The following is a 21,878-nucleotide window of genomic DNA, read 5'->3' on the forward strand; positions in this document are numbered from 1 at the left end:
CCCCTACAAATTTAAGTATGACGGGTATAACGGGTATTATGAAAAAAGGTACATTCTATCAACTTGACCAGCCCTCCCCACAAGCTGAATACGAAGCCCACGAATGGTTAGCGTGTGAGCTTGCCGCACAAATGTGGCGTCATGGGAAGCGGGTTTTGATTGCTTGTGAAACACAGCAGCAAGCCGAAAAGATTGATGAAGCTTTGTGGCAACGTGACCCTCATCAGTTTGTGCCGCATAATTTGGCTGGAGAAGGCCCTCGTTATGGTGCACCCATTGAAATTTGTTGGCCAACAAAGCGGGGTAATACGCCGCGGGATATTTTGATTAATTTGCAGTCGAAGTTCGCAGATTTTGCAACAGCTTTCCATGAAGTGATAGACTTCGTACCTATTGATGAAACTTTAAAACAGTTGGCGCGTGAACGGTATAAAACATACCGTAGCGTCGGCTTCAATTTGACTATGGCGACGCCGCCAACTTACTGAATATAAAGACGATGGAAAAGAAACCAGATAGCCCAATGAATGAGCCTTCGCTCGATAAAACCTATAACCCCGCAGAGATTGAGCAAAACTTGTATGCTCATTGGGAGAAAAGCGGTTATTTTAAACCTAATGGGGATACCACCCAGGACAGTTTCTGTGTCGTCATTCCACCACCGAACGTCACGGGTAGCCTGCACATGGGGCACGCTTTCCAACAAACTATCATGGATACCATGATCCGTTACCAGCGTATGCAAGGTAAAAATACCTTATGGCAAACGGGTACTGACCATGCGGGTATCGCAACCCAGATGGTGGTTGAGCGTAAAATCGCGGCAGAAGAAGGTAAAACTCGCTACGATTACGGTCGTGAGCCGTTCATCGACAAAATTTGGCAGTGGAAAGCAGAATCAGGCGGCACAATTTCCCAACAAATGCGCCGTTTAGGTGACTCTGTTGATTGGGATCGCGAGCGCTTCACCATGGACGAAGGTCTGTCCAAAGCGGTTAAAGAAGCTTTCGTACGCATGTACAAAGAAAACCTGATTTACCGTGGCAAACGTCTGGTTAACTGGGATCCCAAACTGCATACCGCGATTTCTGACCTTGAAGTCGAAAACCGTGAAATCAAAGGTTCCATGTGGCACCTGCGCTACCCTCTGGCTGATGGCGCAAAAACGGCTGAAGGCAAAGATTATTTAGTGGTTGCAACCACTCGCCCTGAAACCATGTTAGGGGATACGGGTGTTGCAGTTAACCCCGAAGATCCACGTTATAAAGATTTAATTGGTAAAGAAATCATTCTACCAATTATTAATCGCCGTATTCCAATTGTGGGTGACGAACACGCAGATATGGAAAAAGGCACAGGCTGCGTGAAAATCACCCCAGCTCATGACTTTAATGACTATGAAGTGGGTAAACGCCATCAGTTAACCATGATTAACATGATGGACTTAGACGGTAACGTTCGTCACGAAGCGGAAGTTTTTGATACTAACGGGCACCCATCTACCGCGTACAGCTGTGAAATTCCTGAAAACTACCGTGGAATGGAGCGTTTTGCTGCACGTAAAGCCATCGTTGCTGAATTCGATTCACTCGGCTTATTAGTTGAAGTTAAACCACACGATTTAACCGTACCTTATGGCGACCGCGGTGGTGTTGTTATCGAACCAATGCTAACTGACCAATGGTACGTGCGTACTGCACCTTTAGCGAAAGACGCTATCAAAGCCGTTGAAGATGGCCGAATTCAATTCGTCCCACGCCAATACGAAAACATGTATTTCTCTTGGATGCGCGATATTCAAGACTGGTGTATTTCTCGCCAATTATGGTGGGGTCACCGCATTCCTGCATGGTATGATGAAAAAGGCAATGTTTACGTCGGTCGCGATGAAGACGAAGTTCGCCGTGAAAATAATTTATCGGCAGATGTTGCACTGCGCCAAGACGAAGACGTGCTGGACACCTGGTTCTCATCAGGCCTATGGACGTTCTCGACACTCGGCTGGCCAGAAAATACCGATGCCCTGAAAACATTCCACCCAACAGATGTATTAGTCAGCGGCTTCGATATCATTTTCTTCTGGATTGCCCGTATGATCATGATGACCATGCATTTCATCAAAGATGAAAACGGCGAGCCACAAGTACCATTTAAAACCGTCTACATGACAGGTCTTATTCGTGATGAAGAAGGCCAAAAAATGTCGAAATCCAAAGGGAACGTGATTGACCCATTGGATATGATTGACGGGATTTCACTGGAAGACCTGCTAGAAAAACGTACGGGCAACATGATGCAGCCACAACTGGCTGAAAAAATTGCTAAACGTACTCGCAAAGAATACCCAGAAGGTATCGAAGCTCATGGTACTGACGCCCTGCGTTTCACCTTAGCGGCACTGGCTTCAACGGGTCGTGACATCAACTGGGATATGAAGCGGTTATCTGGCTACCGTAACTTCTGTAATAAGCTTTGGAACGCAAGCCGTTTCGTGCTGATGAACACAGAAAATCAAGATTGCGGCCAAAACGGGGGCGAAATGAGCTTCTCATTAGCCGATCGCTGGATCATGGCAGAGTTTAACCAAACGGTTAAAGCTTACCGTGAAGCGTTGGATACCTATCGTTATGATATCGCAGCGAATATCCTGTACGATTTCACATGGAACGAATTCTGTGACTGGTACTTAGAGCTGTCTAAACCTGCGGTTCATAAAGGTAACGAAGCCCAAGTTCGTGCAGCACGTTTCACGCTGATTGAAGTGCTTGAAGGCTTACTGCGCCTTGCACACCCTATCATTCCGTTTATCACTGAAACTATCTGGCAGCGGGTGAAAGTGGTTAAAGGCATCGAAGCCGATACCATTATGTTACAAGCGTTCCCTGAATTTGATGCGGCGAAAGTGGATGAGCTAGCGCTCAACGACCTTGAGTGGATCAAAGAAGCGATTATTGCAGTACGTAATATTCGTGCTGAAATGAATATCTCCCCAGGTAAACCACTGGATGTCATGCTGCGCGGCGCTTCAGCAGATGCACAACGTCGCGTTGAAGAGAACCAAAACTTTATCAAATCGATGGCTCGCCTTGCAACAATCCGTGTTTTAGCGGACGGTGAAGAGGCTCCTGTGTCTGTGACCAAACTGGTTAACGGTGCAGAGCTGTTGATCCCAATGGCGGGCTTAGTCGATAAAGACGCAGAATTAGCACGCTTAGATAAAGAGCTGGAAAAAGTCACGAAAGAAATCGACACTATCGAAAGCAAGCTGGCCAATGACGGTTTTGTCAGCCGCGCACCTGCTGCGGTTGTCGAAAAAGAACGTGAGCGCCTCGCTGCCAATATTGAAGCGAAAGCGAAAATTGAAGCGCAGAAAGTGACGATCGCCTCTTTATAATCATTGATTAATCAATCAGTTTGAAAGCCCTTATTCGTTCGCGGATAGGGGCTTTTTCTTGCTGACTAATTCGCGTATCATTAAAAGACTGCGTTCGCAGTTCTCAGATTGAAGTGCCCTTCAGGTTCTCTCTACACTGAGTTGTACACAATAATAATCAAGAGTTTCACATGACAACACAAAACTACAAAGTTCGTCTTATCGAGCAACAAGACAATGCAGGGATTGCCGCAGTAATCCGTGAGGTTTCTGCAGAACATGGTTTAACCGCGGACAAAGGCTTCGCAGTGGCTGATCCTATTTTAGACACCTTATTTGAAGTTTATAGCCAACCACGTAGCGCTTATTGGGTGGTGGAAATGGATGGGGAGATTGTCGGGGGTGGCGGCGTGTCACAACTGGCAGGCGGTGATGATAAAACAGCTGAACTACAAAAAATGTATTTGTCTTCGGTTCTACGTGGCAAAGGCTTAGCGAAGCAAATTGTGTTGATGTCATTAGAGTTTGCCAAATCACAAGGCTATACTCGCTGCTATTTGGAAACCACAAAAGAACTACAAGCAGCCATTAAGCTGTATGAAAAGTTAGGCTTTGAATTTATTGATGAAGCTCTCGGAAGCACAGGCCATAGCGACTGTGAAATTCGCATGTTGAAGGCGTTATAGTTCTGTCATAAACAAAAAAGGATAGTTTTTAGCTATCCTTTTAAGTATTTGAGCGATGTGACTAATAATTAATGAACGCGGTCTTCTGGTTCGATATCGTCACCGTCTTCATCATCATATTCGGCATCTGGATCTTCAAAATAAGTGCCCCAACCATCGTAGTTGACGCCCATTTTTTCAGCCAGTTTCATTAATTGCTCAACTTGTGCATCAATTAATTCTGCATTTAATGCACTTTCACTGATTACATCACAGCACATTAATGTTTCACCCGTTTCGATTTCGAGCTCTTCTGCGTCTGTCACTTCATAGCCCAGTTTGAACGCTTCAACCGCAGCTTTTTCTAATAACGCAAAGTTATCCGCTGAAAAGTGATGCTCAATGGCATACAATGCGTCAGGATCGCTGCCATCTTCCAGTAATTCTTCGATAATTAGACGAGTTTCTTCGTACTGCGCGTCGAGTTCCGCTTTATCAACCATATCCACACCCCTTATTCCATTATCGCTATTCTCTGCGCCATTCTCCCATAGGGTTAACAGTGAAACCATACTTTTCAGAATAATTCTTTTTCATTGGGGGTTGATTTTGAATTTTTATGAATATAAATTGAATATTAATTCAACCAAAAAAGGCTGCATTTTATGAATCCCCTCTATAGTAAGCATTTTCTAAGATTATTAGATTTCACCTCTAACGAAATTCATTCACTGTTAAAGCTTTCAGCATGGTTAAAATCAGAAAAAAAAGCAGGTACAGAGCAACCTCTGCTTGCGGGGAAAAATTTTGCTCTGATCTTTGAAAAAGACTCCACTCGTACCCGTTGTGCTTTCGAAGTCGGTGCCTTTGATCAAGGGGCTAGAGTCACCTATTTAGGGCCTTCAGGCAGCCAAATTGGCCACAAAGAAACCATGAAAGATACTGCAAGAGTCCTCGGTAGGATGTATGACGGTATCCAATATCGGGGCTTCGCACAAAGCACCGTTGACGTACTAGCCGCACACTCGGGAGTGCCTGTATGGAATGGACTAACTAACGAATTCCATCCCACACAGTTATTAGCCGACCTACTTACCGTACAAGAACACCGACCAAACACCCCATTTTCTGAAATCAAATTTGCATACTTAGGCGATGCACGCAATAACATGGGTAACTCTATGTTAGAAGCTGCCGCACTGACGGGGTTAAATTTACGTTTAGTGGCGCCTAAAAGCTGCTGGCCTGAGCAAGCGTTGATTGATACTTGCCTAGACGTTGCCAAAACCACAGGGGCAAAAATCACGCTCACGGAAGATGTTGCCGAAGGGGTTAAAGGTGCAGACTTTATTTACACGGATGTGTGGGTGTCGATGGGTGAAGCCAAGGAAGTTTGGGCGCAAAGAATTAACCTGTTAAAACCGTATCAGGTCAATATGGATGTAATTAAGTTAACAGGTAACCCGAATGTCAAATTCCTACATTGCTTACCTGCATTTCACAATGAAGACACCAAACTCGGCGCGCAATTGGCGAAAGAATTCAATATGTACGGCGGTTTAGAAGTCACCGAGGACGTGTTTGAATCCCCTTATAGCATTGTTTTCGACCAAGCAGAAAACCGTTTACACACGATTAAGGCCGTGATGGTAGCAACATTAGCACCTGAGTTACCTAATAATATTTTCTAAACTCCCCCCCTCAACGCCAGCTATTGGGTTGAGGGGATAACAACAACCGCATTGGGTCAAAAATCCCCCCTAAAAAAACTATAAGGTTTTTGCATTCTATTTTAATATCGTTTTCAGTTTAAATAACTTAACACATTTAACTTATTTTAAATAACCCATGAAAATTAACCATAAAAGATAAAAATAATACTTACGTAATTAAACGTGCAATTTAAAATTAAATTATTAAATTAAAAAAATATCATTAAGTACTTATGCTAGAAATTTAAACCAACTAATCTACTACAGTTTAAAAAAAGAATTTAACCTTGTATTGCTCATTAAACCAAAAATTATATCTTTATTTTCACTATCTCTCTTCAATAAAAATAATATATTGACTAAAATATTTAATCTTAATATTAATTAAAAGGAATTTTTTCATGAACTTGCTAAAAAAAAGTGGTTTAGCATTGCTTGTCTGTGTCTCTTTACCTGCTCTATCCGCTGTTCAAAATATGCCAATTAATATTAAAGGCACATTCTCTAATGTTACCCAACCTTGTACTGATGCTAAGCTTGAAAGTACCACGGCTTTCGGCGCGATTAACACGCTAGAAAAAGTGGGTGATGAAACATCCTACAGAAGCTCAGGATATTTAAACTTTACCTGCGAATTTCCTGCCAACGCAAAGTTAACGTTCAGTGCCAATAATGCACCAAATGCACCTGATGTATTTAAAACATCGAGTGATGCTTTTGGTGTTAAATTAAAATACAACAGCACTGAAGTAAAACCTGGTCAGTCTAATGATATTAAAATTAGTCAAGGTACTAACCATATTACTTTCCAGACAAGTATGAAACGCTTATCTGCCAACAGTCCAAATGATTTTGGTAACCATACTTTTGATATCATCGGTAATTTAGCTATTACTTACCAGTAATATATCATCTCTACATTTTGAACTGAGTAACATTATCACTCAGTTCAAAATTTTTGATACTAATAAATGAGTAATAACGCTTATTTTATTTGAGATATTTATAATGCATGCCATTAAATTAAAAATATTTATTCCATCTATATTATTATTCGGTATTACACCTTACTCTTTATCTGCAACACAAAATATGCCTATCCGTATTAATGGAACATTTTCAAATGCCCCATTATTGTGTCAAATTACCGATAACTCTTCTTTTTCAAATTTTACTCATGGGCCTATTTCCTCTAAAAAAATGGGGCAAGAAACTGGAACACACAAAATTCCGCTTTCGATTGACTGCAGAACAACAGTGAGTGCCCAGTTATCATTTACAGCCCTTGCAAGTGTCCATTCTAGTCAGCTATTCCAGACTTCGAGTAAAGCGCACGCCGTCAAACTGAGTTGGCAGGGAGAGGCAATCCTACCAAATAAAAGCGTTGCTATTACGATGACTCAAAACCAAAAAATTTATTATCTCGATGCAGCACTCGTGAGAATCGCTCCAAATACTGTTGGAGATTATGGCGAACACTCGTTTAACCTCGCAGGAAATTTGGCGATAGATTACCCATAAATAATTCCCCGACTATAACGACGGCGGAAATTTTTCCATCTTGCTGATTTTTAATTTTTTATCTGCTTGCTTAATTTTCAATCTAAAAACAAAAAATAAAAAAAATTTATTTTTCTTTATGCAAACGCTTGCGTCAGCGAGAGACATGCGTATAATGCGCCACAATTTGTCGGGAGAAACCATGAACGCTGCTGTTGTATTTTTTACACAGAACACCTCCAACGCACTGCCTTCGAGCGGTCTGGACAGCCTGTTTTTCCCCTCCGTATTCATAAAAAAGCCCCTCATTGAGGGGCTTTTTTTTGGCCTATAGACCTAACATGTCTTGCTGACAAAGGAGAACAACCATGCCGAATCCTTTATATCTTCGCGATATTATTTCGATTAACGATTTAGACCGCTCAGACCTTGAGCTTGTGCTCAACGTGGCTGCGTCATTAAAAAAACAGCCACAACCTGAATTTCTAAAACATAAAGTCGTTGCGAGTTGTTTCTTTGAAGCATCAACGAGGACCCGTTTATCATTTGAAACGGCGATCCACCGCTTAGGTGCTTCAGTCGTAGGGTTCTCTGATAGCACAAATACATCGTTGGGAAAAAAAGGCGAAACGTTAGCGGATACGATTTCGGTTATCAGCCAATATGTTGATGCAATCGTGATGCGTCATCCTCAAGAAGGTGCGGCACGTTTAGCTAGCCAGTTTGCTGGCAAAATCCCTGTTATCAATGCGGGCGATGGTTCTAACCAGCACCCCACACAAACGCTACTGGATTTATTTACTATCCAAGAAACACAAGGCCGCTTAGAAAACTTACAAGTGGCAATGGTCGGTGACCTAAAATATGGCAGAACAGTACACTCACTGACGCAGGCTTTATCTAAGTTTGAAGGCAATCACTTCTACTTTATCGCACCAGAAGCACTATCCATGCCAAACCATATCTTGCATATTTTGGAAGAAAAAGGGGCGACTTACAGCCTGCACAATAACATTGATGAAGTCATGCCAGAGTTAGATATTCTGTATATGACTCGCGTCCAAAAAGAGCGCCTCGACCCATCTGAATATGCCAATGTAAAAGCGCAATTTATCTTGCGTGCTGAAGACCTGAACTCGGCAAAATCGAATCTAAAAGTCTTGCACCCACTACCACGTATCGATGAAATCACAGTCGATGTTGATAGCACCCCTTATGCGTATTACTTCCAGCAAGCAGGTAACGGCATCTATGCACGCCAAGCGTTGCTATCACTGGTTTTAAATAAAGAATTGGCTATCTGAGGAGGACAACACCATGACACACGACCATAAACTACAAGTTGAAGCCATTAGCCACGGTACGGTTATCGACCATATTCCTGCTCAAATTGGTTTTAAGCTACTGAAATTATTTAAATTGACCAAAACAGATGAGCGCATAACTATTGGGCTAAATTTACCCTCTAGTAATCTGGGTAAAAAAGATATTATCAAAATTGAGAATACCTTTTTAACCCCTGAACAAGCCAACCAACTGGCGATGTACGCGCCTGAAGCGACCGTAAACCGTATTGAAGATTACCAAGTTGTTGAAAAATTAGAATTAACGTTGCCAGAGCATATTGATAACGTACTGGTATGCCCAAATAGCAACTGCATTAGCCACAATGAACCCGTTTCAAGCAGTTTCCGCGTGAAAAAAGTGGGCAAAGAAGTTGCTCTGACTTGCCGTTTCTGTGAAAAAGAGTTCGATAGAGACGCCGTGATCAATAATCAATAGGTTATTTCAGCGTAGACTTCGGTGTTGTCTGGGCGCAATCCGTGTTTTAATAGCGCCTAATAGCCATAAAAATGTGGCTCAGTCTAGGTTATATTAGGTGAGTCGCTTCTCTTACGTGATGAAACGGAGTAATTATGTCATACGAAATCAATACAGAAAACGCACCCGCAGCCATTGGCCCATACGTTCAAGGCGTTGATTTGGGTAGCATGGTTATCACTTCAGGCCAAATCCCTGTTGATCCAAAAACAGGGGAAGTGCCTGAAGATATCGCTGCACAGACTCGCCAATCACTGGCTAACGTCAAAGCAATCTTAGAAAAAGCAGGCTTAACCGCAGCAGATATCGTTAAAACCACTGTATTCGTTAAAGACTTAAATGACTTTGCAACAGTCAATGCAACCTATGAAGAATTCTTCAAACAACACAACGCACCATTCCCAGCACGTTCTTGTGTTGAAGTTGCTCGTCTGCCAAAAGACGTGAAAATTGAAATTGAAGCCATTGCCGTTCGCAAATAACGCTTAATTCAATATAGACACCCCATGATATCTGTGGGGTGTTGTTCTCCCCAATACCCTTATTCCTGCTTATTGCCTTTCTCAAATACTACGTCACATCCATTAACCGCATCGAAACTTAAGTGAAACTTTTTTATTACCCACAAAATTATTTATTTTCAGCGCCGCTTTGGATATTCAGGTACTTAATTATTTTCTTTGTTTTGGATCAAACTAATGTCAGCTAAAAAAAAGCAATAACCTATATATTGTGCTTTAATTACCAACATAGACACAATATGTAGTATTTATTCACATTTTATCCACAGAAAAACGCTCAGTAGGAAGATAACGGATAACGCCGTTATCACTGTGGATAACTTAAAAAGGAGAGAGACAGTGGGAACGGTTGTCATTAAAAGAGATGGTTGTCAGGTCAATTTTGACCTTCCGAGGATTCAAGAAGCCGTAAAGCGCGCTGCCGCTGCGGTGGATGTTAAGGATGACGATTATTGTCTTCAAGTTGCCTCTATCGTCACTGAGCAACTTTGCAACCGTAGCCAAGTGGATATTGGGGAGATCCAAGACGCTGTCGAAAACCAACTGATGGCAGGGCCATACAAAGATTTAGCCCGTGCCTACATCGAATATCGCCATGATAGGGACAGTGAGCGTGAAAAACGCAGTCAACTAACCCATGATATTCGCGGATTGATTGAACAAAGTAATGTTTCCTTACTCAACGAAAATGCCAATAAAGACAGTAAAGTGATCCCAACTCAACGAGACTTACTTGCAGGGATTGTGGCAAAGCATTACGCCAAACAGCATATTTTACCTCGCGATGTCGTTCTAGCTCATGAAAGAGGCGAAATTCACTACCATGACCTCGATTATGCGCCATTTTTCCCCATGTTTAACTGTATGCTTATTGATCTAAAAGGTATGTTAACTGATGGATTTAAGATGGGAAATGCAGAAATTGAGCCTCCTAAATCTATTTCAACTGCAACAGCGGTAACAGCACAAATTATTGCTCAAGTCGCTAGCCATATTTATGGCGGTACAACCATCAATCGAATTGATGAAATTTTAGCCCCTTATGTGGCGATCAGTTACCAAAAACACTTAGAAGTCGCACAAGAGTGGGGAATTGCAGATGCAGAAGGTTACGCGCAAAGCCGTACCGATAAAGAATGCTACGATGCATTCCAGTCTTTAGAGTATGAAGTAAATACGCTACATACTGCTAATGGCCAAACGCCATTTGTTACATTTGGCTTTGGGTTGGGTACGTCAAAAGAAGCGCGTTTAATTCAGCAATCTATTCTAAAAAACCGTATTGCGGGCCTAGGTAAAAACCGCAAAACCGCCGTGTTCCCTAAACTGGTTTTCGCTATCAAAGATGGCCTAAACCACAAACTTAGCGATCCAAATTACGATATTAAGCAATTAGCATTAGAGTGTGCCAGCAAGCGCATGTACCCCGATATTCTCAATTATGATCGTGTTGTTGATGTCACTGGCTCATTTAAAACGCCAATGGGTTGCCGTAGCTTTTTAGGGATTTATGAAGAAAATGGCGAACAAATTCATGATGGCCGCAACAATTTAGGTGTCATTAGCCTGAACTTACCGCGTATCGCTATTGAAGCACAAGGTAGTGAAGATGCATTCTGGGCACTCTTAGATGAGCGCCTCGCTATCGCGAAAAAAGCCTTAATGACACGCATTGCCCGCTTAGAAACCGTAAAAGCCCGCGTAGCTCCTATCCTATATATGGAAGGTGCGTGTGGTGTAAGATTAAAAGCAGACGACAATGTCGCTGAGATTTTCAAAAATGGTCGAGCATCAATTTCCTTAGGCTACATTGGGTTACATGAAACGATCAATGCACTATTCGGTTCAGAAACCCACGTGTATGACAACGAAAAGTTACGTGAAAAAGCAGTCGCTATTGTCGCTCGCTTACGCCAAGCAACCGATGAGTGGAAAGCACAAACAGGCTACGGCTTCAGCTTATATAGCACGCCGAGCGAAAACTTGTGTGACCGTTTTTGCCGCATCGATACCGCGGAATTCGGCGTCATTAATGGCGTCACAGATAAAGGCTACTACACCAATAGCTTCCATTTAGATGTTGAAAAACAAGTCAATCCGTACGACAAAATTGACTTTGAAGCGCCGTACCCTGCAATCGCGAATGGCGGTTTTATCTGTTACGGCGAATACCCGAACTTGCAACATAATGTCAGAGCGCTAGAAGACGTGTGGGATTATAGCTATCAACACGTTCCTTATTATGGCACCAACACACCGATAGATGAATGTTATGAATGTGGCTTTTCTGGCGAGTTTTCTTGTACCAGCAAAGGGTTTACCTGCCCAGCTTGCGGTAACCATGACACCAACCGCGTTTCAGTGATCCGCCGTGTATGTGGTTATTTAGGTAGCCCAGATGCACGCCCGTTTAATGCAGGTAAACAAGAAGAAGTAAAGCGCCGTATCAAGCATTTAGGCAATGGTCAAATAGGTTAATGGTATGAATTATCACCAATATTACCCTGTTGATGTGGTTAATGGCCCTGGTACCCGCTGCACACTGTTTGTCGCGGGGTGCGTCCATCAGTGCCGCGGTTGCTACAATCAAAGTACGTGGCGAGTGGATTCAGGTGTGCCATTCACTCAAGAAATGGAAGACCAAATAATTCAAGATTTGCAAGATACCCGCATCCGCCGACAAGGGCTCTCCCTTTCTGGCGGAGACCCTCTGCACCCAGCTAATTTGCCAGCGGTGCTCAAGTTAGTGAAGCGAGTGAAAGCGGTTTGCCCAGATAAAGACATTTGGTTATGGACAGGATACATATTGAGTGATTTGACGCTTGAACAACAAAAAGTGGTGAGTTTAGTTAATACCGTGATTGACGGTAAATTTGAGCAGGATTTACATGACCCTCGCTTAATTTGGCGCGGCAGTTCAAATCAGGTGATCCACAAACTACGTTAAATTTGCTGTTCCCAATATAGCTTGGTGCCAAAACCTAATTTATTATCGACCATTTTAATATTCTGCAAGTGAAGCTGCCAAACAGGCAGTTTCGCTACTAATGCCACAGGGAAACGACGACAGTAAAAACCGCGGGCAAGCCGTTCTTCCTCACCTTCTAATATTTTAATTTCACCTGTAAATTGAATACCTTGTATTGCATTAACAGCTTTGGTCTGCGCTGATATTGTGCCAGCAACTTGCGGGTTAGCCACCATCAATTGCCCATGCCTTGAATTCGGGTCTGTCATTAAAATCAGACACATCGTTTTCGCATCAAATGCATAGTAACAACTGGCAGGCCAAATATCATTGTTATGGTGAGTAAAAAGAGAGAAAACGTGTTGGCGGGCAATATAGCGTTGGATGTGTTTTAAAGTTTGTTCAGGCGTCATAGCGGTTTCCATATAAACCCGTTCAGAACAAGCTTTTGGGGGATTCCCCTTAAGCTTGCTTAAACTGTTCTGAACGTAGGCATAAAATTCGCTATTACTATAGCCTAACTAATTAAAAAATGATTCTAATTAGTTTTATAGCTCTAATTAACTTGGGTTTTTGCACTATCTCACCCAAGTCTTTACTCTAAATAATTTGAGTTGTAGCTAGGCGGCAAGTGAACGAGACGCTAGGAGCATACATAAGTATGTGACTAGTGCGAATGAACGCGGCCAACAACGCTACGGCTCAAAGTATGACGAGCAAATATGACGAATAAAATTATTTATAAATAGCCGCAGTACCATTCATAGAATTCTCACCGCCAGCAGAAATCACACGGAAAGAAGTTGCACCAGCTTCATCAGCTTTTTTGGCTAATTGTGCTGTCAGGTCATTTACGCTAACTGCACCAGTAACTGAGACATAACCCGCAGCTGGTTGACTAGAATGTTGAACTTCATCAGCCGCCATTGAACCAAATGATGCAGCACCCAAAGCTAAAGCAGCAGCAAATAATGTTGATTTTTTCATCGTATGTTCCTTTTTGTAAACTTGATTTTTAATCGGGGTTTTTACTGTCCCCCTGTGATATGGATCATATTATGCGCTTTAAATTAGAATGAAAATTAGCATATTTTGCTATAGTTGTTCAAATAAACTGAATGATAACCTATGTTGAGGTTACAGCTTTGTGACAACTTTATTGCCTTTTTTATTTATATATTAATGTGTTATAAATAACTCCCTTAACGAATATATTCGTCTTTAACCCATTGTTTTTAACTAAAAAAGCAGCACAAAATGACAAACATCACCTCAGAAAAAAGCGAGTTAAAGCAAAATAGCTGGTATATCTACCTAGTGCGAGAGAAAAATAACGCACTTTATTGTGGGATCACGACGGATGTGCAGCGCCGGTTTGAGCAACACAAAGCAGGAACGGGGGCAAAAGCATTGAGAGGGAAAATGCCATTAACATTAGCATTTTCATGTCTGATCGGTTCGCGTTCAGCCGCATCCCAAATGGAATATAAGGTGAAGCAACTGAGTAAAAAGACAAAAGAAAGGCTGGTCATCGACCAGCCCAGCGATTTGACCGCTTATTTAACTCAGGTCAAATTATCAAAATGTGAAGAATAGACCACATCACCTTGCTGCTCGCCTATCCCACCATTTTCTAACCCACAAATTAAAAAGTGAGCTTGTAGCTCTGGCCATTGGCAACGAATATGATGTTTAGAAGCAGGGACAAACCCAAAGCGTGAATAGTAACGTTCATCGCCAAGCACAACGACTGCAGCATAACCAAATTCATTCAGGCTATCTAACCCCTCATAAACCAGTTTCTCTGCAATGCCTTGCCCTTGATGAGCTTTATTAACAGCTAAAGGTGCCAACCCTACCCACTGTACATCTTCACCATTTAGGTCAACAGGCGTGAAACCAACATAACCTATCACTTCGCCATTATCATTCGTGGCAACAACCCCCAATGTCAGTAAACCATCTTCACGTAAATGCTGAACAAGGTTAGCTTCCGCTTCAGTTGGGAAGGTTTCACGCAGCAATCTATCAATGCCCATGGCATCAACAGGAATTTCAACCCGAATTAGCATGAGGTCAACACAGGCGTTTTATGCTCTGCGTCCTCGTTGTCTTGTACCGTTTTTATCACTCCAGCGAGTTGCAATAATGCAAACCGCAATGGCGCTGGCATATTTTCGAGCTCAAAAGCATCCATCAAGTTTTTCACGTATAACCCTAACTCGGTATCCCCTTCAATTACCAAACGGCGTTGAAAAAACAATGTATCTGGGTCTTCTTTGCGAGCCGCGATCAGTACTAAATCATTGGCATTACCGCTGACGCTGACATCTTCTTCTGCATGTTTCTTAACCACAAGCTGGCCGTCTTGCAAGCTGATAAACCACACCAACGCTAAATCGTAGATCTCGACTTTGAGCCATTTATCTTCTAGAAAATCAAGCTCCCCTTCTTTTACTGACTCACGAAACTGCCAACTTAACAGTTGTTCAAGTACCTGACGCTGCACAGCAAATGGGGTCACTTTTAAAGGCAATTTCAAAAGTGAAGGGCCTTTTGTGATGAGTTGAGAACGAATTTTACCTAACACAATACTGACTCCCGTATTCATTGTCTGCCCGTTTTCGTGTAACTACCTAATCAGAGTAGCAGCTCGAAGTAATTAGGGTAACATGTTGTCTATACACACAATTTAAAAAAATTCTAACAATCAATAATCACATTCATTGATATTATTGATGCGTTATTTGGGTTATGATAAGTATCTTGCCAAAAAATAGGGTCATGAGTCTGATCCTATATCAATTTTTGCCCATCTCGCCAATATTTATTTTTTATCTACCTGTTTTGCTATTTGCTTAACGAATACAAACATCCATTAACAATTTCTCTGCTCTAAATCAAAATCTATAACAGTTCCCTTGACTAAAATAGCGGCTATCAAAATTTATACAGGGATAGGTCAATGGAATTACTCTGCCCAGCAGGAAACTTACCTGCTTTAAAAGCCGCCGTGGATAATGGGGCTGATGCGGTGTATATCGGGCTAAAAAATGATACTAACGCACGCCATTTTGCAGGTCTAAATTTTACGCAAAAAAAACTGCATGAAGCAGAACGTTATATTCACAGCCGCAATCGCAAACTACATATCGCCATCAATACATTTGCTCACCCAGATGGCTACCAAAGATGGCAAGATTCGGTAGATCTTGCCGCTGACCTTGGCGCTGATGCCCTGATTATCGCCGATATCGCGATGCTAGAGTACGCCGCCACTAAATATCCGCACATTGAAAGACATGTTTCTGTTCAAGCCTCTGCAACCAACACCGAAGCGATCCGCTTTTACCAACGCAACTTTGATGTTCACCGTGTGGTACTGCCTCGCGTACTCTCGATTCATCAAGTTAAACAGCTGGCAAAAAATAGCCCTGTTCCCCTCGAAGTGTTTGCATTTGGCAGCCTGTGTATTATGGCGGAAGGGCGCTGTTATTTATCCTCTTATCTAACGGGAGAATCCCCAAATACCGTTGGAGCCTGTTCCCCTGCCCGCTTTGTGCGTTGGCAACAAACGGCTGATGGCATGGAATCACGCCTAAATAATGTACTTATCGACCGCTATAAAGCCGATGAAAACGCAGGTTACCCCACTTTGTGTAAAGGGCGCTATTTGGTGGATGAGCAGAAATACCATGTTCTCGAAGAGCCCACCAGCTTGAATACGATTGAATTATTACCTGAGCTAATGGCGGCGAATATTGCCTCCGTGAAAATTGAAGGTCGCCAACGTAGCCCCGCTTATGTTTCTGAAGTGGCACGTATTTGGCGCCAAGCCATTGACCGTTATAAAGCCAACCCCGATAACTTTGTCACCGATCCTAAATGGATGAAAGCGCTAGGAAAGCTTTCTGAAGGAAGTCAAACCACATTGGGTGCTTATCATCGCAAATGGCAATAATTAAAAGGTAAAACTATCATGCAGTACTCTTTAGGATCAGTGCTTTATTACTGGTCAAAACAGACATTAAACGACTTTTATCAACTCGCTATGCAAAGTGAAGCTGATATTATCTATCTCGGTGAAATGGTGTGTAGCAAGCGCCGTGAAATGAAACCCAATGATTGGATAGATCTTGCACAGCAATTAGCTAAAAGTGGCAAGCAGATTGTATTGAGCTCCCTTGCTCTACTGCAAGCACCTTCAGAACTAAAAGAAATAACAAAATTAGTCGATAACGGCGAGTTTTTACTTGAAGCGCACGACTTTGGCGTGATTAACATGTTAGTGGATAGAAAACTGCCATTTGTGGCTGGGCATGGCCTCAACTGCTACAACGCCCAAGCGCTGAATATTCTACTGCGCCAAGGAATGACCCGTTGGTGCATGCCTGTTGAGCTCTCCCGTGATTGGCTGATTAACTTACTCAATCAATGTGAAGAAATCGGTATTCGTCATAAATTCGAGGTGGAGGTCATGAGTTACGGTCATCTTCCCCTTGCCTATTCTGCACGCTGCTTTACCGCACGTTCAGAAAACAAACAAAAAGATGATTGTGAAACCTGCTGTATTAATTACCCTCAAGGGCGCAAGGTGCTTTCCCAAGAGCAACAACAAGTGTTTACCTTAAATGGTATCCAAACACTCAGTGGTGACTGCTATAACCTCGGGAATGAGTTGGCATCGATGAAAGGTTTGGTGGATATTGTGCGCATTTCCCCTGAAAGCGTTGAGTCCTTAGATATACTTACTCAGTTTAAAGCCAATGAAGATGGCATGGTGCCATTGCGTATTGAAAACCAGAGCTGTAACGGCTACTGGCGACAAATTGCGGGCTTGTTGATGGTGCCTTGATATACAATAGGTAATGAGCTCGAACTATGGCTCATTACCTTAACCAAATAGTTCACTGTGCGAACCAATATCAACGAAAGTGATTAAATTACCCTTATCTGACAAGCGATAAACCAGTAAGAAATCACCACCAATATGAAGCTCCCTAGCCCCTTGCCATTCATGACCTTCTAATTCATGATCAAAATATTCTTTTGGTATCATTTTTTGAGAAAACAGAAGTTCCATAACAAGAATAGCCGCATTCATGTCCCTACGACCTGCTCGATTATATCGTTCCCATGACTTTTTAAACGTCGGTGTATAAGCAACCTGCCTTGGTTGCTTAGCTCGCTTATTATTTGGCTTTTGAGTCAACTTTGCTTAACTCCGCCATCATTTCGTTAATTGAATCGTAATGCTGCTCAATAACTTTAGCTTCTTTCAACGCTAGTGTCGTTTTTAGCGAAGGTTGTTTACGCTTGATTTCAAAAGGAACTCTTTGCTCTTGAACCACTTGCTCTAAAAACAAGCGGATAGCTGCGCTAATAGTCAAACCACAGTCTTGTAATACACTTGCGGCTTCCGCTTTTAATTGTTCATCAATTCGACTACGAACATCAGTTGTTTTCAATAGTGTTGACATATCATACCTCACACATGCTAAATGTAGCTACATTGTGGCTACATTATGGCTTAGTATAGCATTTGCCGATAAATTAGTCACACACTCTCTCTAAGTTACCTTTTCCAATAAACCATAAACACTATTAAATATTAATGCCGATGCCTGCGCCAGCGGTTATACATATGGCTAATATGACGTAACTCCCCATCACGCAGCATACCAATAAAGACCCCGATGACGGTATAAATCACGCCTAGCGTCAGCATCATCACAATATCCATAAGTACATCACTAAACGGTAAGCCCATTTGGTTAAGGCCAGCCATGGCATTTGTTGCCCATGTAGACGGCAGTGCAGAGGCTATCATTCGCACCCAATCGGGCATGGCTTGTAACGGCCAAATCGTACCTGACATATAAAACACGGGTGTAGTGATAAACGCCAATGTTAAGTAAATCATTTCCACACTGCGTAAGCATTCCGTGACCAACTTGCCAAGGCCAAGCACAGCTAACAAGAATGGGAAAGTAAACAACCAAATCACATACAGTGGCGCTTCTTGTCGGAACCCCAATACCCATGGCCAAAGGGCAAAAAATACCGTTGATAAAAACAGCCAAATCGGGATCAACGCCGATAATGCCCCTAAATAAACAGCTAACGGCGGTTTTCCTTTAGGTGTAGAACGAACAGCAATACTGACTCGCACGCAAGCAATCAACAAGGAGTGTTGTAACAGCATAACCAACAAGCCTGGGAAAACAATCGCCGCAAAGCTAACACCTGGGTTATACAAGGGCTCTGTTTCACTACGCACAGGGGTAATAATGACCTTGGCTTGTTCTTGGCTATAACCCGCTTTGGTTAATAATTGCGTGTTATAGGCATTAAGCAATGTTTGGTACGCCTTAGAAAGCTCCTGCTGAATTTGCCCACTCGCCAAGCGGTTTGTTGCATCCCCATACACAGGCACGGTAATATTTTTACCACTTAATAAATGTTGTTGAAAATCTGTTGGAATGATAATTATCGCAAATAATTTTCGAGCAATCATATCTTGGCGAGCTTGCGCAAGATTATCATAACCGTGCAACTGCACTTTAGGGGTCGCATCTAAATCACGGATCAATTCGCGGCTCGCCGTGCTGTGATCCATATCAATCACCGCAACGGGTAAGTCCCATAATACGGGTCTCGCATACACCAAACTCATCACACACAGTGAGACCAAAAGGAGCAGCCACATAGGTTTTTCTAGCATCCCAAGTAACACTTTCCGGAAGGTCGCAAAATACACAGTCATTATGCAGCGCCTCCTTGGGTTTCCAATCGTTTCACCAAACGCTTACGCACTAAAAAAGCGGTAACAACAGGGTAAATCAGTAAAAACAAACAGACTTCGACTATCCGACCAAACGAAATTTCTCGTAAGAAAATATCAAACATTGCATTAAGCGTATGAGTTAACGGCTCGATATTCGAAATAATCTGCGCAGGCAAAATCATCGCTAATTCAGGCACAGCCATCCCAGAGAAAGCTAATGCGATACTCACTAGCATCCCGATTAAGCTGTAAGCCATGATGGCGCTCGAGGTAAAGCTAAAGAGCAATAACCCGATACTTTGCGCCGCTATCACATAAAAGAAACCAACCACAATCATATACAGCGGGTTCCCTATCACTTTGGCGTCAAAAATTGTGACTAATGCTGCCAGTTCAATGGCTAATAATGTACTGAAAAATAAAGTATAAGGTGCCATTTTACCTAACAAAGCTGTGGCAAAAGGCTTGACACTCTGCAAAGTCGTACCGCGCGACATCGTGTAAATTGTCGCCGTTACCACAAACAGTTGGAGCATATGGATTGTCGCGGCAAACTGTTGATAATAAATATAACTGCCACTTGGATTGAACAAGCTGTCATAGGAAAGTGTCACTTGCGCTAACGGCGGCAAGGCTTTTCCCATCGACTTTGCCATTTCTTGACGGTATTTCGCATTAAGTTCTGCCACCAGCCCACTAAAGTCCTGAATAGCGTAACTCCCTGACGCGTAAAATAATGCATTGTAATACATCCGTAATTCAGGCTGACGCCCGCGAAGAACATCCTCTTCGAAATTATGGGGAATATACAATAATGCGTAGTCTTTTGAGCTCCCCAGCCTTTTAATGGAGGTACTGAGGTTATCGTCCACCGTTTTTACATCTGCATGAGGTCCCGCATTCAGATCGCGAATAATTTGCCGAGACACTGGGCTATGGTTATCATCCACCACCGAAACAGGCAGATCCATCAAAGTTCCCTCAGAAAAGTTAGCACTAACTAACGTAAACAACATCAGCGGGAACAACCAGCTCAACCAATGAAAAACAGGGCTACGGATAGCCATTTGTGTTTCGCGGCTAAAAGCATGTTCAAAGCCGTGCCAAGCGAACTTTAATTTCATGGCAACACCTTTACTTATCCCAGTGCCATAACACACTCATACCAGGTCTTAACCCATCGATTGGCTCAACAGGATATAAACGAATTTCAAAGGTTTTTAAGTCAAAATCCCCTGTTGCACGCGTCGCTCGTTTCGTCGCATAGTCCCCTTTTGGTGCAATATAACGAATTTCTGCCTCAACCATTTTATTACCTAAAGCGGGGATATCGAGCTGAACTTTATCGCCTTTTTTCACACCCACTAAAATATCTTCGCGCAGATTATAAATAAAATATGCTTGCGGTAGGCGGATCAGTGATACCAGCGGGCTCCCCGCATTGAATAACTCACCAATTTCGGCAGGAATGGGGCCAACTTCACCATCGACAGGGGCTTTGACCTGTAAATCATCAATTTGTACTTGGATCTCAGCCAGTTTTTGCTCTGCTTGCTGTAAAGCCGCCTCATATTGGTGACGCTGCTCAATACGGTCCCCATGTTGCCCTTCATCTAAACGGGCTTTTGCCCCTTGGACTTGTGAGAAAGCAACCTCTTTGGCTTTACGTGCATTATCCAGCTCATTTGCTGAAACATAGCCTTTGCTTTTTAAATTACTTAAACGCGCATATTCCCGGGATGCATTTTGGTATTGCGAATTGGCTTGCGCTAACGATGCTTGTAAGTCGCGAATAGTTTCCGCTCGTGTCCCATTTAGAGATTGGTCAAGTTGTGCTTTGGCTTGGTCTCTTGCTGCTTTTGCAGCTTCATACTGTGCTTGCAGTTCAGGGCTTTCAAGGGTTAACAATAATTGTCCCTGTTTAACATCATCGCCACGCTCTACATGCCGTTCCATCACACGTCCTTTGGCTTTTGAAGTCACAATCACTTCAGGCGCATCCACTTCTCCCTGTAACAATAAATATTGATTATGGGAATGAAACAATGCCGCTGCTGCAATTAAGATTAGCATCAGCAAAATCAGTACTATTGTTCTTTTTTTCATTATTTATGCGAACCTTAAATAATAACGGGGGAAACTATTATCCCTAGAGTATGACAAGAAAATTAGGTATAGCGTTAATATATTCGTGCGCAAGATCACGAAAAGGCAGGTCTTTGTCTAATATTGAATCGATTTTTTTCTTATGTCAAATAGTGATGAAACACCCTAATTCAAATGTCGATTACTTAACCAATGACTTACGGTATAATTACGAAGAAAATAAATATTAAAAATAGATAGCCCAAGTGAATAATTCCGCTCATACACAGCGCTAAAAAGTCTGTCGTGAAATCGCCGAATTCTCCACTTACCACAATGCAAAATTTAACGAGCCATGCTCTAAATAGTTCGCATTGTGGGTAGGCGACCAGAGAGGATATCTTGGGAACATACACCAGCATGTGACCCAAGTAGCCGAGTGCGGC

At 42.5% G+C, this 21,878-nt stretch carries 26 protein-coding genes; 14 read left to right on the forward strand and 12 right to left on the reverse strand.

Annotation, left to right across the window (positions count from 1 at the left end; translation table 11 throughout):
- Nucleotides 1–38 precede the first annotated feature (38 nt).
- The 3 genes from PSF27_RS20130 to PSF27_RS20140 all read left to right on the forward strand — a co-directional run bounded on the left by PSF27_RS20130 (nucleotide 39) and on the right by PSF27_RS20140 (nucleotide 4,059).
- On the forward strand, nucleotides 39–488 hold the full coding sequence (locus tag PSF27_RS20130; RefSeq protein WP_206083276.1) for a DNA polymerase III subunit chi: 450 nt from the start codon (nucleotides 39–41) through the stop codon (nucleotides 486–488).
- Nucleotides 489–523: 35 nt separating this feature from the next.
- Nucleotides 524–3,394: a valine--tRNA ligase gene (locus PSF27_RS20135; protein ID WP_206083783.1), complete on the forward strand. Its 2,871-nt coding sequence runs from the start codon at nucleotides 524–526 to the stop codon at nucleotides 3,392–3,394.
- 170 nt (nucleotides 3,395–3,564) lie between these two features.
- Entirely contained in the window at nucleotides 3,565–4,059 is a 495-nt protein-coding gene (locus tag PSF27_RS20140; protein WP_272682139.1) for a GNAT family N-acetyltransferase, read from the forward strand.
- A 68-nt stretch (nucleotides 4,060–4,127) separates the two neighbouring features.
- Here the strand turns inward: PSF27_RS20140 and rraB are convergent, their stop codons facing one another.
- Nucleotides 4,128–4,541 (reverse strand): ribonuclease E inhibitor RraB, encoded by a 414-nt coding sequence (gene rraB / locus PSF27_RS20145; protein ID WP_042845698.1) that lies wholly within the window; start codon nucleotides 4,539–4,541, stop codon nucleotides 4,128–4,130.
- A gap of 162 nt (nucleotides 4,542–4,703) precedes the next feature.
- Between rraB and argF the strand changes: the two genes are divergently transcribed.
- The 3 genes from argF to PSF27_RS20160 all read left to right on the forward strand — a co-directional run bounded on the left by argF (nucleotide 4,704) and on the right by PSF27_RS20160 (nucleotide 7,271).
- Nucleotides 4,704–5,729, forward strand: a complete 1,026-nt coding sequence (argF, locus tag PSF27_RS20150) for an ornithine carbamoyltransferase (RefSeq protein WP_272682140.1) — start codon at nucleotides 4,704–4,706, stop codon at nucleotides 5,727–5,729.
- A gap of 422 nt (nucleotides 5,730–6,151) precedes the next feature.
- Nucleotides 6,152–6,655, forward strand: a complete 504-nt coding sequence (locus PSF27_RS20155) for a fimbrial protein (protein WP_206083270.1) — start codon at nucleotides 6,152–6,154, stop codon at nucleotides 6,653–6,655.
- Between the two features lie 103 nt (nucleotides 6,656–6,758).
- On the forward strand, nucleotides 6,759–7,271 hold the full coding sequence (locus PSF27_RS20160; protein WP_272682141.1) for a hypothetical protein: 513 nt from the start codon (nucleotides 6,759–6,761) through the stop codon (nucleotides 7,269–7,271).
- A gap of 12 nt (nucleotides 7,272–7,283) precedes the next feature.
- Here the strand turns inward: PSF27_RS20160 and PSF27_RS20165 are convergent, their stop codons facing one another.
- Entirely contained in the window at nucleotides 7,284–7,544 is a 261-nt protein-coding gene (locus PSF27_RS20165; RefSeq protein ID WP_206083266.1) for a hypothetical protein, read from the reverse strand.
- A 74-nt stretch (nucleotides 7,545–7,618) separates the two neighbouring features.
- On the opposite strand from PSF27_RS20165, the gene pyrB reads away from it, so the two are divergent.
- From pyrB to nrdG, 5 genes are all read left to right on the forward strand, one after another.
- Nucleotides 7,619–8,554: an aspartate carbamoyltransferase gene (pyrB, locus tag PSF27_RS20170; protein WP_272682142.1), complete on the forward strand. Its 936-nt coding sequence runs from the start codon at nucleotides 7,619–7,621 to the stop codon at nucleotides 8,552–8,554.
- 13 nt (nucleotides 8,555–8,567) lie between these two features.
- A complete protein-coding gene (gene pyrI / locus PSF27_RS20175) occupies nucleotides 8,568–9,032 on the forward strand; it encodes an aspartate carbamoyltransferase regulatory subunit (RefSeq protein ID WP_206083263.1) in 465 nt (154 codons plus the stop codon).
- Nucleotides 9,033–9,166: 134 nt separating this feature from the next.
- Nucleotides 9,167–9,553, forward strand: coding sequence for a RidA family protein (gene ridA / locus PSF27_RS20180; protein WP_206083262.1), 387 nt, complete (start codon nucleotides 9,167–9,169; stop codon nucleotides 9,551–9,553).
- 378 nt (nucleotides 9,554–9,931) lie between these two features.
- Nucleotides 9,932–12,070: an anaerobic ribonucleoside-triphosphate reductase gene (gene nrdD, locus PSF27_RS20185; protein WP_206083261.1), complete on the forward strand. Its 2,139-nt coding sequence runs from the start codon at nucleotides 9,932–9,934 to the stop codon at nucleotides 12,068–12,070.
- Nucleotides 12,071–12,074: 4 nt separating this feature from the next.
- Nucleotides 12,075–12,539, forward strand: a complete 465-nt coding sequence (nrdG, locus tag PSF27_RS20190) for an anaerobic ribonucleoside-triphosphate reductase-activating protein (protein WP_004907505.1) — start codon at nucleotides 12,075–12,077, stop codon at nucleotides 12,537–12,539.
- Here nrdG and PSF27_RS20195 read toward each other — a convergent pair.
- Both PSF27_RS20195 and PSF27_RS20200 read right to left on the reverse strand, forming a co-directional pair.
- On the reverse strand, nucleotides 12,536–12,973 hold the full coding sequence (locus PSF27_RS20195) for a YhbP family protein (RefSeq protein WP_272539526.1): 438 nt from the start codon (nucleotides 12,971–12,973) through the stop codon (nucleotides 12,536–12,538). The two genes, nrdG and PSF27_RS20195, sit on opposite strands and share 4 nt — an antisense overlap.
- 322 nt (nucleotides 12,974–13,295) lie before the next feature.
- A complete protein-coding gene (locus tag PSF27_RS20200) occupies nucleotides 13,296–13,547 on the reverse strand; it encodes a DUF1471 domain-containing protein (protein ID WP_272682143.1) in 252 nt (83 codons plus the stop codon).
- Nucleotides 13,548–13,817: 270 nt separating this feature from the next.
- Between PSF27_RS20200 and PSF27_RS20205 the strand changes: the two genes are divergently transcribed.
- Complete coding sequence (locus PSF27_RS20205; RefSeq protein ID WP_206083258.1) at nucleotides 13,818–14,156, forward strand: GIY-YIG nuclease family protein; 339 nt, start codon at nucleotides 13,818–13,820, stop codon at nucleotides 14,154–14,156.
- Here the strand turns inward: PSF27_RS20205 and PSF27_RS20210 are convergent.
- Nucleotides 14,126–14,632 carry a GNAT family N-acetyltransferase gene (locus tag PSF27_RS20210; protein ID WP_206083256.1) on the reverse strand — a complete coding sequence of 169 codons (507 nt, stop codon included), beginning with the start codon at nucleotides 14,630–14,632 and terminating at the stop codon, nucleotides 14,126–14,128. The genes PSF27_RS20205 and PSF27_RS20210 overlap by 31 nt on opposite strands.
- Entirely contained in the window at nucleotides 14,626–15,150 is a 525-nt protein-coding gene (gene ubiT, locus PSF27_RS20215; protein ID WP_206083782.1) for a ubiquinone anaerobic biosynthesis accessory factor UbiT, read from the reverse strand. The genes PSF27_RS20210 and ubiT overlap by 7 nt, the downstream gene beginning before the upstream one ends.
- Before the next feature lie 375 nt (nucleotides 15,151–15,525).
- Here ubiT and ubiU point away from each other — a divergent pair, with 375 nt between their 5' ends.
- Nucleotides 15,526–16,521: a ubiquinone anaerobic biosynthesis protein UbiU gene (gene ubiU, locus PSF27_RS20220; RefSeq protein WP_206083254.1), complete on the forward strand. Its 996-nt coding sequence runs from the start codon at nucleotides 15,526–15,528 to the stop codon at nucleotides 16,519–16,521.
- Between the two features lie 18 nt (nucleotides 16,522–16,539).
- Nucleotides 16,540–17,415, forward strand: coding sequence for a U32 family peptidase (locus tag PSF27_RS20225; RefSeq protein WP_206083252.1), 876 nt, complete (start codon nucleotides 16,540–16,542; stop codon nucleotides 17,413–17,415).
- A 39-nt stretch (nucleotides 17,416–17,454) separates the two neighbouring features.
- On the opposite strand, the gene PSF27_RS20230 is transcribed toward PSF27_RS20225, so the two are convergent.
- The 6 genes from PSF27_RS20230 to PSF27_RS20255 form a co-directional block, all read right to left on the reverse strand.
- Nucleotides 17,455–17,772 carry a type II toxin-antitoxin system YafQ family toxin gene (locus PSF27_RS20230; protein WP_206083250.1) on the reverse strand — a complete coding sequence of 106 codons (318 nt, stop codon included), beginning with the start codon at nucleotides 17,770–17,772 and terminating at the stop codon, nucleotides 17,455–17,457.
- Entirely contained in the window at nucleotides 17,753–18,040 is a 288-nt protein-coding gene (locus tag PSF27_RS20235) for a type II toxin-antitoxin system RelB/DinJ family antitoxin (RefSeq protein ID WP_206083248.1), read from the reverse strand. The genes PSF27_RS20230 and PSF27_RS20235 overlap by 20 nt, the downstream gene beginning before the upstream one ends.
- 131 nt (nucleotides 18,041–18,171) lie before the next feature.
- Nucleotides 18,172–19,326 carry an ABC transporter permease gene (locus tag PSF27_RS20240; RefSeq protein ID WP_206083246.1) on the reverse strand — a complete coding sequence of 385 codons (1,155 nt, stop codon included), beginning with the start codon at nucleotides 19,324–19,326 and terminating at the stop codon, nucleotides 18,172–18,174.
- On the reverse strand, nucleotides 19,326–20,471 hold the full coding sequence (locus PSF27_RS20245; RefSeq protein ID WP_272682144.1) for an ABC transporter permease: 1,146 nt from the start codon (nucleotides 20,469–20,471) through the stop codon (nucleotides 19,326–19,328). Before PSF27_RS20245 ends, PSF27_RS20240 begins: the two co-directional genes overlap by 1 nt.
- Nucleotides 20,472–20,481: 10 nt before the next feature.
- The gene (locus tag PSF27_RS20250; protein ID WP_206083242.1) at nucleotides 20,482–21,453 is read right to left on the reverse strand and encodes an HlyD family secretion protein; all 972 of its coding nucleotides are present in this window, start codon (nucleotides 21,451–21,453) and stop codon (nucleotides 20,482–20,484) included.
- A 197-nt stretch (nucleotides 21,454–21,650) separates the two neighbouring features.
- On the reverse strand, nucleotides 21,651–21,878 hold a 228-nt coding region (locus PSF27_RS20255), incomplete at its 5' end, for a hypothetical protein (protein ID WP_272682145.1).

Source organism: Providencia sp. PROV129 (assembly GCF_028482245.1).
Taxonomy (GTDB): Bacteria; Pseudomonadota; Gammaproteobacteria; order Enterobacterales; family Enterobacteriaceae; genus Providencia; species Providencia vermicola.